The following is a 14,331-nucleotide window of genomic DNA, read 5'->3' as shown; positions in this document are numbered from 1 at the left end:
CGCGGCCTTTCCTGAATGCTTTGGGTTTTAGATAAAACGCGCGATCAGAGCGGTGCAACCGCAGTGACAGTCGGAGCATAAACCGGCTCTTTACCTTCGAGGATCTGCCGACCTTCTTCCCAGCAAATCGCATCTGCCGTTTTGACATCCATTTGCTCAGGGCGGGCAATCGAACGATCCCAGGTCACCTGCTCATGGGTGTAAATCTGGCAGGTCACCGGCCCCATCGGCGAATCCGCCAGGACAGGATCTGATTCGTATTGCTCCGGCGTGATATTACAAGCTGCCAATGTACCAATAGCGACACAGGCGATGACGGCAGTTTTGATCATGTTAGTATGTTCCTGTCCAGGTTAATTCATCAGTTTATGTGTTCACGCTATGTCACGGATGATAACTTCACAATCAGCACGTGCAATTGGCGATAAAGCCAGTATTCAAGATAATCTAAAGGTATTATGATGCCGGACCCGAGCCAGCCTCTTGCATAAGGGCGTCGCTGCGCGTTTCGATGGTTTCGCGCAATCGGGCGATGAAATCGTCACGCGATTCTCCGGGTTCGGCCTGCATGGGCGGAAGGAATTCGATGACGGCGCGACCGGATGCTATGGGAATGCCGCGTTTGGGCCAGAACATGCCGCAATTCACCGCGACCGGCCAGACCGGCAGGCCGGTTTCCAGATGGATCGTGCCGACACCGTGTTTATAGGGGCGGTGCTCTCCCGGTCGGGTTCTGGTTCCCTCGGGATAGACGATCAGATGTCCGACACCGTCCTCGGACGCCATACGCTCGCGGATCTGGCGGATGATCTGTCCCATCGCGTCGCGCCCGCGTGTGCGGTCGATCGGGATGCAGCCGACCTCTCGTGCGTACCAGCCCATGATCGGGATATGCATGATCTCGCGCTTCATGACGAAGGCGCGGCGTCCGGCGGCGCTTGCGATGGCGAGAATGTCCAGAAAGCTCTGGTGTTTTGCGGCGATCAGGGCGTCTTCGCCACGCTGCGGCGGCTCTCCGCGAATTTCGACGGCGACGCCGTTATGCCACCGCGCCGCCCGCAACATATAGCCGATCCAGATCGTCGCTACCCGGTTTGCACCGCGCCGTCCCTTGCGGATCTGAGTCAGCATCCCCCATGTCCCCAGCACCACCGTGGCAAGCCCGACATGGATGTAATAGGTGACGGCGCAGACATAACCGAATGCGCCGTTCGACCGGGGTACGGGCGAATAATGCGCGGCCTCTTCCCGGCGTAGCAAGGGGCCGATCATGGCACCGCCCGCAGCATGCGCAGCGCCGCCCATCTTGTTGCGAAAAAGCCGACCGCCGTTGCGATAAGCGGGATCAGAAGCGGCCAGAGCCAGCCCCATCCGCGGAAACCGAGCCCGGTCAGGAAGCCTCCTGCCTCATCCATTCCCGGCAAAAGCGCGATTGCGATCATCCCGAGCAGCGTCCCGGCTGCCGCGCCAAGCGCTGCGCGGCGCGTGAAGCGGCGGACAAAGGCCTGCGCGATGGTGACGTCGCGTGCGCCGATCAGCCTCAGCACCCGGATGACCTGACCATTCGCGGCCAGAGAGGATTGCGCCGCCAGAGCCATCATCGCCGCACCCGCCGCCGCGATCAGCCCAAGCGAAATTACCCCGAGCACCCGCAGCCTGTGCGCCGCCGATACCAGAGGTTGCCGCCATCTGGTATGGTCGTCCAGCACGGCTCCGGGGGTCTCTGCCTCAAGCCGCATCTGCAGGCCCTCCGCGTCGAATTCGTTGCCACCCTCGCGGATCTCGATCAGGCGCGGAACGGGCAGGGCAGAGACCGGCACATCCGGGCCGAACCACGGCGTCAGCAGATCCTCGACCTCTTCTTCAGGCAGCATCCGGGCTTCGGCAATTCCGGGGGTCTGTTCCAGAATTCCCATGACCCGTCCGGTCAGGGTTTCGATTTCATCTATCGGGGCAGAGACCCGCACCGTGACCGTCTGCGCCAGCGATTGCGACCAGCGTTCCGCCAGCCGCCCCGTCGCCATGCTGAGCGCCAGTGCAAACACCGCCAGAAACGCCATCGCGCCCGCTGTCAGCAGGGTAAGCTGCGCGGTAAACCCGGTAGAAGGCACGATCCGCCCGGTTCCGCCCGTGTCCCGCCCGACCAGTCCGCGCCAGAGGCTGCGCCAGTCGACCTGCTTGAGATCCACCTTCATAGATCCGCCCCTGCCAGTTGAACCTGTCTGCCCGAAATGCGTAAAACCCGCGCCTGAACTTCCATCTGCCTAGCCGCCCGGATCAGGTCCATGTCATGCGTCGCGATCAGCACGGTCTTGCCCGAGCGGTTCAACTCGACCAGAAGCTGAAGCAGACGCAGCGACATTTCCCAGTCGAGATTGCCCGTTGGTTCGTCCGCCATCACGAAATCCGGAGACATAATGACCGCGCGGGCAAGCGCTGCCCGCTGCCGCTCTCCGCCCGAAAGCGAGGGCGGCGTGGCGCGGGCGTGATTGGTCATTCCGACCCAGCCGAGCAGCTCTTTCAGGGCACGCATATCGACCGGCTGATGCGCTACGGTCAGCGGCAGCGCGATATTCTCGGCGACGGGCAGGTGATCAAGAAATTGTGCATCCTGATGCAGGACTCCGACCTTGCGCCGCAGCATCGCGATACCGTCGCGCGACAGGCCGTTTACGTCATGGCCGAATGCTGACAGCCTGCCGCTGCTTGGCAGCAGATCGGCGTAGCACAGCCTCAGAAACGTGGTTTTCCCCGATCCCGACGGACCGGTCAGAAAATGAAACGAACCCGCCGGCAGGCTTAAATTCATGTCCGACAGCAAGGATCCGCCTTCGCGATACCCAAAGGACACGTCCTGCATTTCGATCAAAGGGGCCTCCTTGGCGCTCTTATGGTGCCGCGGCGCTTGGAAGCCGGGCGTTGCGTTGATAGAACAGACCGACGCGGAATGCCAGAAACGGTGCAGCTTTTGACAGGACGACCAATGCGGCTGATTTGCCCGAAATGCAACGCGCAGTACGAGGTGCCGGCGCATATGATTCCGCCCGAGGGGCGTGAGGTCGAATGTTCCGCCTGTGCGTATGTCTGGCAGCAAGCCGCGGCGGACGCCGTGACGGAAGACAGGCCGCAACCGGCTGAGACGCCGGGCCGGTCTGTCCCCGGGCTGACACAGCGCGGCCTGTCTGAGGATCTGCGACATGAGGCTGGTGGCCGTTCGGTCGAGGCTGCGCCCGGAGATCTCGGAGCGGCGCCGCCCTTGCAGCGCCCTCTGCCAGAGGATGTTCTGTCGATTCTGCGCGAGGAAACCGCCAGAGAGCTTTCCGCCCGCCGGGCGGCGAAAACCCGGAATGGGCAGGACAATCCAGCGGTCGCGAAGGAGGTCGCGCCCAAGACACCCGGCGGCGAGGTTCCGGATGCGAAGGGCGGTCCTCAGAGGCCCCCGAATATCCCAACCACCACCCCCGATCAGCCTGCCGGGATGCCGCAATCGAATTTCGGCGACTGGCCTGCAACCACGGTGACAGAACCTGACGATTCCGAGCCGCGCGTGATTGCTCGCAGCGAGCCGAAGCCGAAACGCGCTTCATCTAGCGCGGAAATGGGTCTGTCGCCCACGCCGATTCTGGCCTCTGCGCCGAAACGCAGGCTGAGCGAAGATGTTATCGCGCAGGCAGAGGAGGCGTCACCGGCAGAAACACCTCGCAAGGTGGATCGGTCGGAAAATGTGACATCGCCACAGCGCAAGCCTTTGCCTGATGCCGAACAGATCGCCGCGACCTTGCGGCATGAGGAACCGGAGGAGGAACCGGAGCCTACCCGGGCAGCCCACTCGGCTGGTGCAGCGAATGATGCACGGGGCTATCGCGCAGGCTTCGTTCGCTCCTTGCTGGTCACGGCGGCGCTGCTTGTGGCTTACCTCGCCTGCGCGTCATGGGTTAGCGAGGGAAATGCGCCGCAGCCGGTTGCGGATGCGATAGGCTGGATCGACAGCTTGCGGAGCGGTTTGCAATCCCTGACAGGCAGGGCAGGCTGATGCGCTTTGCTCCGATCCCCGAGAAACTGCCGCAGACCGTGCCTTTTATCGGCCCGGAAACGCAGGAACGCCAACGCGCTGCACCATATATCGCGCGGCTTGGCGCAAATGAAAACGGCTTCGGCCCGTCTCCCCGCGCCATCGAGGCGATGAGGGTGGCCGCGTCCGAGATATGGAAGTACGGCGACGCAGAGAGTTTCGATTTGCGTCATGCTCTTGCCCGGCATCACGGTGTCGCGGCAGAGAATATCATGATTGGTGAAGGGATTGACGGGCTTCTGGGCCTGCTTGTCCGGTTGATCGTCGCCCCCGGTGATGTCGTTGTGACCTCTGAGGGCGGCTATCCGACCTTCAACTATCACGTTGCAGGATTTGGCGGCGAGATATCGAAAGTACCGTATCGCAACGATCATGAAGACCCCGAAGCGCTGTTGAAGCGTGCGGCTGAAAAACAGGCGCGGCTGATCTATCTGGCCAACCCCGATAATCCGATGGGAAGCTGGCTTGACGGAAAGGTCATAGAGGAGATGCTGTCGCGCATCCCCGATGGATCCCTGCTTGTGCTGGATGAGGCCTATGCCGAGTTTGCTCCTGATACCGCGTTGCCGGATATCGACGCGGACGATACGCGGGTCATCCGGATGCGCACTTTTTCCAAGGCTTATGGCATGGCGGGCGCACGGATCGGCTATGCGATCGGCGCGAAGGATCTGATCGCGGGGTTCGACCGCATCCGCAACCATTTCGGCGTGAACAGGATTGCTCAGGCCGGAGCACTTGCGGCGCTGGAAGATGAGAGCTGGCTTTCGCAGATCAGATCGCATGTCTCCGGCGCAAGAAACCGGATTGCAGAGATTGCCGCAGATAACGGGCTGACCGCGCTGCCCTCGGCGACGAATTTCGTTGCCGTCGATTGCGGTCGCGACGGCGCATATGCCCGCGCGGTGCTTGCCGGGCTTGAGAAAGAAGGCGTGTTTGTCCGGATGCCTGGCGTCGCGCCTCTGGATCGTTGTATCCGGGTCTCCTGCGGTCCCTCTGATCAGCTTGACGCATTTGCGGCGGCTCTGCCCAAGGCGCTTCGCGCAGCGGGGACTGACTGAGGCGACGCGGGGAGCCGGATACCGTCACGGCCTCAATGACACACAGGCGAACCTGCGCTGCGCCAGAATCAGTCGGTGCTTGCTGCTGCTCACGCGAATGTTAAGTTTATGCAAAACAGCCGCGTGAGGGACTGAGGAAAATATGGATTACATCAACGGTCTGGTAGACTGGGCGAATGGCCTGTTCTGGGGATATATTCTGATTTATGGCCTTCTGGCTGTCGGAATTTATTTTACGCTTCGTCTTGGCTTCATCCAGTTTGCGCATTTCGGGGAAATGTGGCGCTGCGTCACCTCGTCGGACAAGACCGACAAGGATGGGATTTCTCCGTTTCAGGCACTGACCGTCTCGCTGGCCAGCCGCGTCGGCACCGGAAATATCGCCGGAGTCGCAGTGGCCCTGACACTTGGCGGGCCGGGGGCGATCTTCTGGATGTGGATGGTCGCACTTGTCGGTATGGCAACGGCTTATGCGGAATCGACGCTGGCGCAGCTTTACAAGACGCACGGGCCGGACGGGATGTATCGCGGCGGGCCTGCGGCCTATATCTCGCGCGGCCTGAACGCGCCCTGGCTTGCGGCGATCTTTTCCGTCGCACTGATCCTGTCATTCGGCCTGATCTTCAACGCCGTGCAGGCGAACTCTATCGCCGAGGCGACCGCCGCCCCGGTCGAGGCGATGCTGGTTCAATGGGGATGGGTCCAACCCGCGACCGGCGACGAAATCGGCGCGTTCGTGGTAGCTAAGCTGGTGATCGGTGTGTCGCTGGCCATTCTGGCCGGGATCATCATCTTCGGCGGCATCCCGCAGATTGCGCGGGTGGCGGAACTGGTGGTTCCTCCGATGGCGGCGCTGTATCTGCTGGCGGCAATCGTGGCGCTGCTGATGAATATCGACCGCGTACCGGGCATTCTCGGCGGGATCGTGCTGAACGCGTTCGGGCTTCAGGAAACGGTTGGCGGTGTGGCCGGCGGTGTGATGGCCGCGGCGATGAACGGCATCAAGCGCGGGCTGTTCTCGAACGAAGCCGGTATGGGCTCGGCGCCGAATATCGCGGCGGTTGCAACGCCCGCACCGCATCACCCCTCTAGTCAGGGCTTTGTGCAGGCGCTTGGTGTGTTCATCGATACGCTGTTGGTCTGCACTGCTACGGCTGTGATGATCCTGCTCGCTGATGTCACCCCGTCCGAGGAGCTGATGGGCGTCAACCTGACTCAGGCTGCGCTCGGGGATCATTTCGGCAATTTCGGGCAGATCTTCGTGGGCGTCGCGATTTTCTTCTTCGCGTTCACCTCGATCATCGGGAACTACTCCTATGCCGAAAACGCAGTCGTCCATCTGGGCGGCGGCAAGGGCGGCATAATCGCGCTGCGTCTTGCGGCGATGGCGATGGTGATCTGGGGTGCGTCTCAGGCAGTGGCGACCGTGTTCAACTTCGCGGATGCCTCGATGGGTCTGATGGCGACGATCAACCTGATCGCGATCGTCCTGCTGTCGGGAACGGTGACCGTGGTGACGCGCGATTATCTGGCCAAGCGGAAAGTGGGCGAAGAGCCAAGCTTCCACATCTCGCAATATCCCGATATCGCCCCCGGCGTGAATCGCGAAATCTGGAGCTGAGCACCTCGCCAGCCGGTAATTCAGCGCCCGTCCCGGTCATCCGGGGCGGGCGTTTCCGTCTAGCCGTGCTGTGCGGTCAGTCTCTTTTACCGCCCGCCGAGCCATGTTAAGCCGCCCACGCAACTCAGGATGACGCCGATGACCGATCTAGAAACGCTTCGTTCAACCTATCTGGGCCGCGTGGCCGATGCTTCCGACGCCTCCGCGCTGGAAGAGGTGCGCCTTGCCGCGCTTGGAAAGAAGGGCGAGATCAGCCTGAAGATGCGCGAACTGGGCAAGATGACCCCGGAAGAGCGGCAGATCGCGGGACCGGCGATGAACCGGCTGAAGGACGAAATCGACGCCGCCCTTCGCGCCCGCAAGGCGGCGCTTGAGGATGCCGCGCTTGATGCAAGGCTTCGGGATGAGTGGCTGGATGTGACCATGCCAGGCCGTCCGCGCCCTCAGGGCAGTATCCACCCGGTCAGTCAGGTGATGGAAGAGGTCACCCAGATCTTCGCCGATATGGGCTTTGCCGTCGCCGAAGGGCCTCAGGTCGAAAGCGACTGGTATAATTTCGACGCGCTGAATATCCCGCCGGAGCATCCCGCGCGGCAGGAACATGATACATTCTTCATGCACCGGGCCGAGGGCGACGACCGTCCGCCCCATGTGCTGCGTACGCATACCTCTCCGGTGCAGATCCGCGCGATGGAAAAGACCGGAGCGCCGATCCGCGTCATCGCGCCAGGCCGGGTGTACCGGATGGATATGGACCAGACCCATACGCCGATGTTCCATCAGGTCGAGGGACTGGCAATCGGTCGCGATATCTCGATGGCCAATCTGAAATGGGTGCTTGAGGAATTCTGCCGCGCCTTTTTCGAGGTCGAAAAAGTCGAACTGCGTTTCCGCGCCTCTCATTTCCCCTTCACCGAGCCTTCCGCCGAGGTCGATATCCGCTGCTCATGGGAAGGCGGCAAATTGCAGATCGGTGAGGGCGATTCGTGGATGGAGATCCTTGGCTCCGGCATGGTCCATCCCAAAGTGCTGGAAGCCGCCGGTGTCGATTCCTCCGAGTGGCAGGGCTTTGCGTTCGGCATGGGCATCGACCGCCTGGCAATGCTGAAATACGGCATCCCCGATCTGCGCGCCTTCTTCGAGAGCGATCTGCGGTGGTTGCGTCATTACGGTTTCGCCGCAGGAGATGTGCCGAGTGTGCCGGGCGGACTATCGCGGTAAACCCCGATACCTCATGATGGGTCTGTAAGAGGGACGATCCGGCTTTTTGCCGATGAGCTGTGCATAGGGTCGTTGCGATACTGGCATCTTTCGGATGCTGAACGTCGTGAGTTCGTTCAGCCTGCAGATCGTGTCGCGAGAACAATCATGGACAAGCGCGGCGATACGGACGATTTTGGGGGTATGAGTAAAAAGACCTCCAAAACCCGCAAGGACGCAAAAGCTTCGGATCAGGCGAGGCCCTCCGAAAAGAAGGCGCAGGATAAGCCTCCCGCGCCGGTTCCGGCCTTGCCCACGGAAGCTGTGTGCGATGCTGCCGATCAGGCGGTGATACAGGCGGCAGAGCAGGTTTATGATCACCTCATCACGCGTGTGAAGGATTTTCAGGCGACGCTGCCGGAGAATTACGAGCTTGGTATCCAGCTTGCGAATTTCGGCGGCGAGAAGGCGCTGCATGTGCGCGGGATGGGGTATCGCAATCCCAGTATAATCGAATTCTATGGGCTGCTGGACGGTCAGGCGCAGGTTGCGGTTGTGCAGCATGTCTCGCAACTGAACTTTCTGCTGATCGCCGTGCCACCTGTGGCGGAACAAGAACCGTATCGCATCGGATTCGGTGCGGATCTTTAGTTCTTCCCGGAAATATCGCGAGGCTGTGCAATAAGTTCGGGCTATGTTGCTTCTCCGGCAACGGCTTGTGATCGCCTGTCCTGCCGCAGGAAGCTCGACAAATATCGCCTCTTCCTTCATATCCTTGAAAAAACAGAAGGAAGGGAGGCTATGGAAGCGATTAACTCATTTGTAGGCTGGGTGAACGGTATCGTCTGGGGCGTTCCGATGATCGTATTGATCCTCGGGACCGGGCTTTATCTACAGATCCGGCTGGGATTCATGCCGATTCGCAAGATCGGATACGGCCTGAAAATGGTCCGCAAAAGCCGGATACCGGACGATATCGGCGATGGTGAGATCACCCCGTTTGCCGCGCTGATGACCACGCTGTCGGCAACGATCGGCACCGGGAATATCGCAGGCGTCGCGACCGCCATCGCTCTTGGCGGGCCGGGTGCGGTGTTCTGGATGTGGATGACCGCCTTTGTCGGCATGGCCACGAAATATGCCGAGGTCGTCGTCGCCGTGAAATATCGTGAGGTCGATGACCGGGGCGAACATGCGGGCGGCCCGATGTATGCGATCAAGAACGGTCTCGGAGCAAACTGGGGCTGGCTGGCCGTGGCCTTTGCGATTTTCGGCGGGCTTGCCGGGTTCGGGATCGGGAACATGGTTCAGTCGAACTCGATTTCCGAGGCGATGAATACCGCCTTCGGTCTGCCCGGCTGGGTGACCGGCGTTGTCGTCGCCGCACTGACCGGAGCGGTCATTCTCGGCGGTATCAAGCGGATCGGTGCTGTCGCCGAAAAGCTGATCCCGGCGATGGCGGTGATCTATGTTGTCGCGGTTCTGGTTGTGCTGCTGCTGAATATCACCGCGCTGCCCGGAGCTCTGATGACGATCATCACCTCGGCATTCTCTCCGACCTCTGCTGTTGGGGGCTTTGCGGGTGCAGCAGTGATGCACGGGATCCGCTTCGGTGTCGCACGCGGCATCTTCTCGAACGAGGCCGGTCTGGGAACCGCCGGGATCGCGCAGGCTGCGGGTCGCACGAAGGACCCGGTCTATTCCGGCATGATCGGAATGATGGGAACCTTCATCGACACGATCATCATCTGCACCATGACGGCGCTTGCGATCATGGTGACCGGCGTATGGACCTCGGGCGATTCCGGTGCCGCATTGTCGGCAGCGGCCTTCGAATCCGCGCTGCCGGGCTTCGGAGAGGAGTTGCTGGCGCTGCTTCTGGCCGTGTTCGCATTCACCACGATTCTCGGGTGGGCCTATTACGGCGAACGTTGCTGGGAGTTTCTTCTGGGGACGAAAGCCGCCATGCCGTTCCGCGTGGTCTGGACGATTGCGGTGTTCATCGGCACGGTTGTGACGTTGGATTTCGCTTGGCTGGTTGCGGATACGCTGAATGCTCTGATGGCGATTCCGAACCTGATTTCGCTGATCGCCCTGTCGCCGGTCGTGGTGATGCTGACCCGCGAATATCTGGAAAGCGACCAGAAACGCTGAGCTTTGCCTCTTGCCGGGGTTGACGCCCCGGCCTGTGAGGGGTTGAAGACATGAAACGACGCTCGTCCCCGGTCGGGGGCGGGCGCATATGATTTAAGGTGCGCCATGAAATTCACGCTGTCCTGGCTGAAAGACCATCTGGAAACCGATGCTTCCGTTGAAGAAATGGGGCGGGTTCTGACCGATCTGGGTCTTGAGATCGAAGAAATCATCGACCCCGCTGCGAAACTGTCCGGGTTTACCATCGCGAAGATCGTGGCTGCGGAACAGCATCCCGATGCCGACCGTCTGCGTGTGCTGCGGGTCGAGACGGATGAGGGCGAAAAGCAGATCGTCTGCGGTGCGCCGAATGCGAAGGCCGGTCTGATCGGTGTTCTGGCGAAGCCGGGCGATTATGTGCCCGGTCTGGATACGACGCTGAGCGTCGGCAAAATACGCGGCGTTGAAAGCCACGGCATGATGGCATCCGAGCGCGAGATGGAGTTGTCGGACGAACATGACGGCATTATCGAACTGCCATCCGGCGAGGTCGGGCAGAAATTCACCGACTGGCTGGCCGCGAATGCGCCGGACAAGATCGATCCGGTTTTCGACATTGCGATTACGCCGAACCGGCCCGATGCGCTTGGTGTGCGCGGGATCGCGCGGGATCTGGCGGCGCGGGGACTGGGAACGCTGAAGTCGCTGACCGAGGTTCAGATCGAGGGGAAATTCGCCAGCCCGGTCAATGTCACGATTGACGATGAGATCGCGGCGAAAGCGCCGTTTTTCTCGGGGCGCGTGGTGAGGGGCGTGAAGAACGGACCGTCGCCGGAATGGATGCAGAAACGGCTTCGGGCCATTGGTCTGCGTCCGATCAGTGCGCTTGTCGATATTACCAATTATTTTACCTATGACCTGAACCGCCCTCTGCATGTCTTCGATGTGGCGAAGGTGAAGGGTGATCTGCATCTCAGGGGTGCGAAGGCAGGCGAAAAATTGGTCGCCCTGGACGACAAGGAATACAGCCTGCCCGAAGGCGCCGTCGTGATCTGCGACGAAAACGGGGTGGAATCCATCGCCGGTGTCATGGGCGGCGCGGCATCGGGTTCGCAAAATGACACAACCGATGTGTTTATCGAGGCAGCCTATTTCGACCCGATCAGCACCGCCGCCACCGGGCGTGCGCTGAAGATCAACTCGGACGCGCGATATCGTTTCGAGCGTGGCATTGATCCTGAATTCACCCTTGTCGGCTTGGATCTTGCCACCCGGATGGTGCTGGATCTTTGCGGCGGGGAAGCGTCTGGCCCCGTTACGGCGGGCGACATTCCCGATCACAGCCGTGCCTATCGGCTGGATACGGATCGTGTCGTCAGCCTTGTCGGGATGGAGATCGAGGATACCGTGCAGCGCCGGACGCTGGAGGCGCTCGGCTTCCGGATGGAGGGCGATATGGCCCATGTTCCAAGCTGGCGGCCGGATATTCAGGGCGAGGCCGATCTGATCGAGGAGGTCGCGCGGATTGCCAGCCTGACCCGTCTGGTCGGCAAACCGATGGCGCGGCCTCAACCGGGGGTGCCTCTGCCGGTTCTGACGCCGTTGCAGCGCCGTGAGACAACGGCGCGGCGCATGGCGGCGGGTCTTGGCTATAATGAATGCGTCACTTACAGCTTCATCGACGCGGATGCGGCTGCGCTGTTCGGCGGCGGTGGCGACGAGGTGCGTCTGGAAAACCCGATCAGCTCTGAGATGACGCATTTGCGCCCCGATCTGCTGCCGGGCTTGCTGGCGGCGGCGGCACGGAATCAGGCGCGGGGCTTTGCGGATCTGGCTCTGTTCGAATGCGGCCCGGTTTTCTCGGGCGGAGAGCCGGGCGATCAGGCGCTGCGCCTGACCGGGTTGCTGGTCGGCGCATCTGCGCCGCGTGACGCTTACGGGTCGCGCCGCCCCGTGGATATTTACGACGCCAAGGCCGATGCCGAGGCGATCCTGTCGGCGATTGGCGCTCCGGCGAAATTCCAGATCGACCGCAAGCTTGACGCGTGGTGGCATCCCGGCCGTTCGGGCAATATCCAGCTTGGCCCCAACCGGCTTGCGAGTTTCGGCGAGGTGCATCCGAAGATCCTGCGCGAACTGGATGTGAAAGGTCCCGCCGTCGCGTTCACGATCTATATCCCGAACGTGCCTCTGCCCAAGGCGAATGTGCCGACCCGCCCGGCGCTGAATGCCTCGGCGCTGCAACCCGTCGAGCGGGATTTCGCCTTCGTTGTGGACAGCGATGTCGAAGCGCTGACATTGGTCAACGCCGCCTCGGGTGCCGACAAGGCGCTGATCGAAAGCGTGCGGGTTTTTGACCAGTTCACCGGCGAAAAAGCCGAGGCGCAGATGGGGCAGGGGAAGAAATCCGTCGCCATCACGGCCCGGCTTCAACCCCGCGACAAGACGCTGACCGATGCCGAGATCGAGGCCGTGGCCGCAAAGATCGTCGAAAAGGTCGGCAAGGCGACTGGCGGGGTTCTGCGCGGCTGAGACCGGAAACCCTAGCCGCTTGGGTGAAGCGTCAGTCGGGGATCGCTTTTCAGCAACTCCCCGACCCATGCTGCCTCGCTGTTGAAATCATGCGGCACCTGCCCGGCGCTGCGTCCGCCCGACAGGGATTTCGAGGCGAAGAAGTCGAAACCGTAGAGATCCAGCCGCGATAATTCCGATCGCAGCAACAGCTCGATCAGCATCGCGCCCGTCGTCGGCGGTGCCTCAAGCCGTGATTTCAGCGCCTCGTAATCCGGCAGCGGATGCAGGTAAAATCCCGGCGAATGGGCGCTTTGCCGGTCCAGCCTCTTGCGTTTATGCGACATCCACAGAATGCGCGAAGGCGCAATGCGTGTGCGCTTGGCCTTGGGCAGCCGCGTCGCCAGCCCCAGCCAGCCGGTTCGCCTGCCGTGACTTTCGGCGGACGGCATCGGCGCAAGGTTGATGCGGACCACCAGATCATGCGCGTCGATCTGCGGCCCCTGCCGACCATTCGCCAGCGAGCGGGCATTGCCGACAAGCGCAACCGATTTGCCATTCAGCGCGGATAATAATTCATCCTGCGGGATCGAGAGAGAGGCCAGAAGCGCCTCGTTCCGCATCACCCGCGCGATATAGAAACGCAGAGGCGTCATGACAGCAGCTTGCGGTAAACATCGACAATGGCGCGAGCCTCGCCTTCAATCGCATGGTTCCGGACGACATGATCGCGGGCAGCACGACCGGCATTTTCGCGGGTTTCGGGATCGTCCAGCCAGCGGGCAAGGGCGTGGGTCAGCGCATCCAGATCGTCGGCCGCCACGAGAGAGCCGGTTTCTCCGTCGCGGATCAGCGTCTCATACGCCCCCACGCGGGCGGCCACGGTCGGCACGCCGCAAGCCATTGCCTCAAGCGGAGTCAGCCCGAAACCCTCCCATCTGGCGGGGGCAGCGAACAGATCGAGCGCCTGATAATGGCGCACGACATCCTCCCAGGGGATCTCACCCAGGAAGCGGATACGGTCTTCTATTCCGGCGGCTTTGGCTTCGGCCAGAAGATCATCGGCGAATTTCTGGTTATCCGGCGTGATCCGCCCGGTGAAGATCAGCTGAGCCTTGGGGCGTTCGGGAAACAGCCGCAGCGCCGCGCGAACCAGCAGATCGACGCCTTTCTGCGCCCGGACCCTGCCGAAACATCCGATCAGCACCGCATCCGGGTCCAGCCCCAATTGCTGCCGCAATGCTGCCTTATCTTCGGCGGGCCGGAAGACCTGCGTATCGACGCCGTGAAGAATCACTGTCGCCTCACGCTCCAGATAGGATGCGGCCTGTGGCGAGGTGGCGATCAGCGCGTCCTGTTGACGGATCAGCCATTTGGTGAAGCCGGTATGGTGGCGCTGCGCCGCCGATGTGAACAGAAGTCGGTAGCGCCGGCCCAGAACCCGCCGGAAGATCAGCCCAAGCGCCATTTCCGTATTGCGCCGCGCATGCCAGACCCGCCAGCGATCGCGGGGCAGGGTGGCGGCGCGGGATAAAGGAATATGCGGCAATTCCGGCGGCAGTCCGGGTCCGGTGGCGACGATCCCGATCATCCGGGCTTGCACCGGGATCAGCCGCACGACAGTCGCGGTCACGCCCGACAGGCGGCGTTTCAGATTCGGGGCAACGATCTCGATATCGGTGCTGTCAGTCATCCGAAGCCTCCGGCGTCAGGAAATACAGGGCCAAGCCTAT

General features: G+C 61.7%; 13 protein-coding genes. 7 read left to right on the top strand and 6 right to left on the bottom strand.

What is annotated here, in order from left to right; all coding sequences use genetic code 11:
- Positions 1–44 precede the first annotated feature (44 nt).
- The 4 genes from PAE61_RS13235 to PAE61_RS13220 all read right to left on the bottom strand — a co-directional run bounded on the left by PAE61_RS13235 (position 45) and on the right by PAE61_RS13220 (position 2,869).
- On the bottom strand, positions 45–332 hold the full coding sequence (locus tag PAE61_RS13235) for a hypothetical protein (protein ID WP_271112849.1): 288 nt from the start codon (positions 330–332) through the stop codon (positions 45–47).
- Between the two features lie 124 nt (positions 333–456).
- Positions 457–1,272, bottom strand: coding sequence for a lysophospholipid acyltransferase family protein (locus tag PAE61_RS13230; protein ID WP_271112848.1), 816 nt, complete (start codon positions 1,270–1,272; stop codon positions 457–459).
- Positions 1,269–2,195 (bottom strand): cell division protein FtsX, encoded by a 927-nt coding sequence (locus tag PAE61_RS13225; RefSeq protein ID WP_271112847.1) that lies wholly within the window; start codon positions 2,193–2,195, stop codon positions 1,269–1,271. The genes PAE61_RS13230 and PAE61_RS13225 overlap by 4 nt, the downstream gene beginning before the upstream one ends.
- Complete coding sequence (locus PAE61_RS13220; protein ID WP_271112846.1) at positions 2,192–2,869, bottom strand: cell division ATP-binding protein FtsE; 678 nt, start codon at positions 2,867–2,869, stop codon at positions 2,192–2,194. The genes PAE61_RS13225 and PAE61_RS13220 overlap by 4 nt, the downstream gene beginning before the upstream one ends.
- A 114-nt stretch (positions 2,870–2,983) precedes the next feature.
- On the opposite strand from PAE61_RS13220, the gene PAE61_RS13215 reads away from it, so the two are divergent.
- From PAE61_RS13215 to pheT, 7 genes are all read left to right on the top strand, one after another.
- Positions 2,984–4,033, top strand: a complete 1,050-nt coding sequence (locus PAE61_RS13215) for a zinc-ribbon domain-containing protein (protein ID WP_271112845.1) — start codon at positions 2,984–2,986, stop codon at positions 4,031–4,033.
- The gene (locus PAE61_RS13210) at positions 4,033–5,133 is read left to right on the top strand and encodes a pyridoxal phosphate-dependent aminotransferase (RefSeq protein ID WP_271112844.1); all 1,101 of its coding nucleotides are present in this window, start codon (positions 4,033–4,035) and stop codon (positions 5,131–5,133) included. The genes PAE61_RS13215 and PAE61_RS13210 overlap by 1 nt, the downstream gene beginning before the upstream one ends.
- A 142-nt stretch (positions 5,134–5,275) precedes the next feature.
- On the top strand, positions 5,276–6,754 hold the full coding sequence (locus tag PAE61_RS13205; protein WP_271112843.1) for an alanine/glycine:cation symporter family protein: 1,479 nt from the start codon (positions 5,276–5,278) through the stop codon (positions 6,752–6,754).
- 138 nt (positions 6,755–6,892) lie between these two features.
- Entirely contained in the window at positions 6,893–7,975 is a 1,083-nt protein-coding gene (pheS, locus tag PAE61_RS13200) for a phenylalanine--tRNA ligase subunit alpha (protein WP_271112842.1), read from the top strand.
- Positions 7,976–8,158: 183 nt separating this feature from the next.
- On the top strand, positions 8,159–8,605 hold the full coding sequence (locus PAE61_RS13195) for a DUF6173 family protein (RefSeq protein WP_271112841.1): 447 nt from the start codon (positions 8,159–8,161) through the stop codon (positions 8,603–8,605).
- A 150-nt stretch (positions 8,606–8,755) separates the two neighbouring features.
- Complete coding sequence (locus PAE61_RS13190) at positions 8,756–10,108, top strand: alanine/glycine:cation symporter family protein (protein ID WP_271112840.1); 1,353 nt, start codon at positions 8,756–8,758, stop codon at positions 10,106–10,108.
- A gap of 105 nt (positions 10,109–10,213) precedes the next feature.
- Positions 10,214–12,619 carry a phenylalanine--tRNA ligase subunit beta gene (gene pheT / locus PAE61_RS13185; RefSeq protein ID WP_271112839.1) on the top strand — a complete coding sequence of 802 codons (2,406 nt, stop codon included), beginning with the start codon at positions 10,214–10,216 and terminating at the stop codon, positions 12,617–12,619.
- Positions 12,620–12,630: 11 nt separating this feature from the next.
- Here the strand turns inward: pheT and PAE61_RS13180 are convergent, their stop codons facing one another.
- Both PAE61_RS13180 and PAE61_RS13175 read right to left on the bottom strand, forming a co-directional pair.
- Positions 12,631–13,254, bottom strand: coding sequence for a glycosyltransferase family 29 protein (locus PAE61_RS13180; RefSeq protein WP_271112838.1), 624 nt, complete (start codon positions 13,252–13,254; stop codon positions 12,631–12,633).
- Positions 13,251–14,291 carry a glycosyltransferase family 4 protein gene (locus PAE61_RS13175; protein ID WP_271112837.1) on the bottom strand — a complete coding sequence of 347 codons (1,041 nt, stop codon included), beginning with the start codon at positions 14,289–14,291 and terminating at the stop codon, positions 13,251–13,253. The genes PAE61_RS13180 and PAE61_RS13175 overlap by 4 nt, the downstream gene beginning before the upstream one ends.
- Positions 14,292–14,331: the final 40 nt, after the last annotated feature.

The organism is Paracoccus aerodenitrificans (assembly GCF_027913215.1).
Lineage (GTDB): Bacteria > Pseudomonadota > Alphaproteobacteria > Rhodobacterales > Rhodobacteraceae > Paracoccus > Paracoccus aerodenitrificans.
The sequence above is the reverse complement of the archived record's forward strand: the minus strand, read 5'-3'. Positions and strand labels throughout refer to the sequence as shown.

What these genes read in the sequence shown, in the direction of transcription:
- PAE61_RS13195 (WP_271112841.1), top strand. Translation starts at nt 8,159, where the DNA reads ATGAGTAAAAAGACCTCCAAAACCCGCAAGGACGCAAAAGCTTCGGAT.
- PAE61_RS13215 (WP_271112845.1), top strand. Translation starts at nt 2,984, where the DNA reads ATGCGGCTGATTTGCCCGAAATGCAACGCGCAGTACGAGGTGCCGGCG.
- PAE61_RS13180 (WP_271112838.1), bottom strand. Translation starts at nt 13,254, where the DNA reads ATGACGCCTCTGCGTTTCTATATCGCGCGGGTGATGCGGAACGAGGCG.
- PAE61_RS13175 (WP_271112837.1), bottom strand. Translation starts at nt 14,291, where the DNA reads ATGACTGACAGCACCGATATCGAGATCGTTGCCCCGAATCTGAAACGC.
- pheT (WP_271112839.1), top strand. Translation starts at nt 10,214, where the DNA reads ATGAAATTCACGCTGTCCTGGCTGAAAGACCATCTGGAAACCGATGCT.
- PAE61_RS13210 (WP_271112844.1), top strand. Translation starts at nt 4,033, where the DNA reads ATGCGCTTTGCTCCGATCCCCGAGAAACTGCCGCAGACCGTGCCTTTT.
- PAE61_RS13190 (WP_271112840.1), top strand. Translation starts at nt 8,756, where the DNA reads ATGGAAGCGATTAACTCATTTGTAGGCTGGGTGAACGGTATCGTCTGG.
- PAE61_RS13235 (WP_271112849.1), bottom strand. Translation starts at nt 332, where the DNA reads ATGATCAAAACTGCCGTCATCGCCTGTGTCGCTATTGGTACATTGGCA.
- PAE61_RS13225 (WP_271112847.1), bottom strand. Translation starts at nt 2,195, where the DNA reads ATGAAGGTGGATCTCAAGCAGGTCGACTGGCGCAGCCTCTGGCGCGGA.
- pheS (WP_271112842.1), top strand. Translation starts at nt 6,893, where the DNA reads ATGACCGATCTAGAAACGCTTCGTTCAACCTATCTGGGCCGCGTGGCC.
- PAE61_RS13230 (WP_271112848.1), bottom strand. Translation starts at nt 1,272, where the DNA reads ATGATCGGCCCCTTGCTACGCCGGGAAGAGGCCGCGCATTATTCGCCC.
- PAE61_RS13205 (WP_271112843.1), top strand. Translation starts at nt 5,276, where the DNA reads ATGGATTACATCAACGGTCTGGTAGACTGGGCGAATGGCCTGTTCTGG.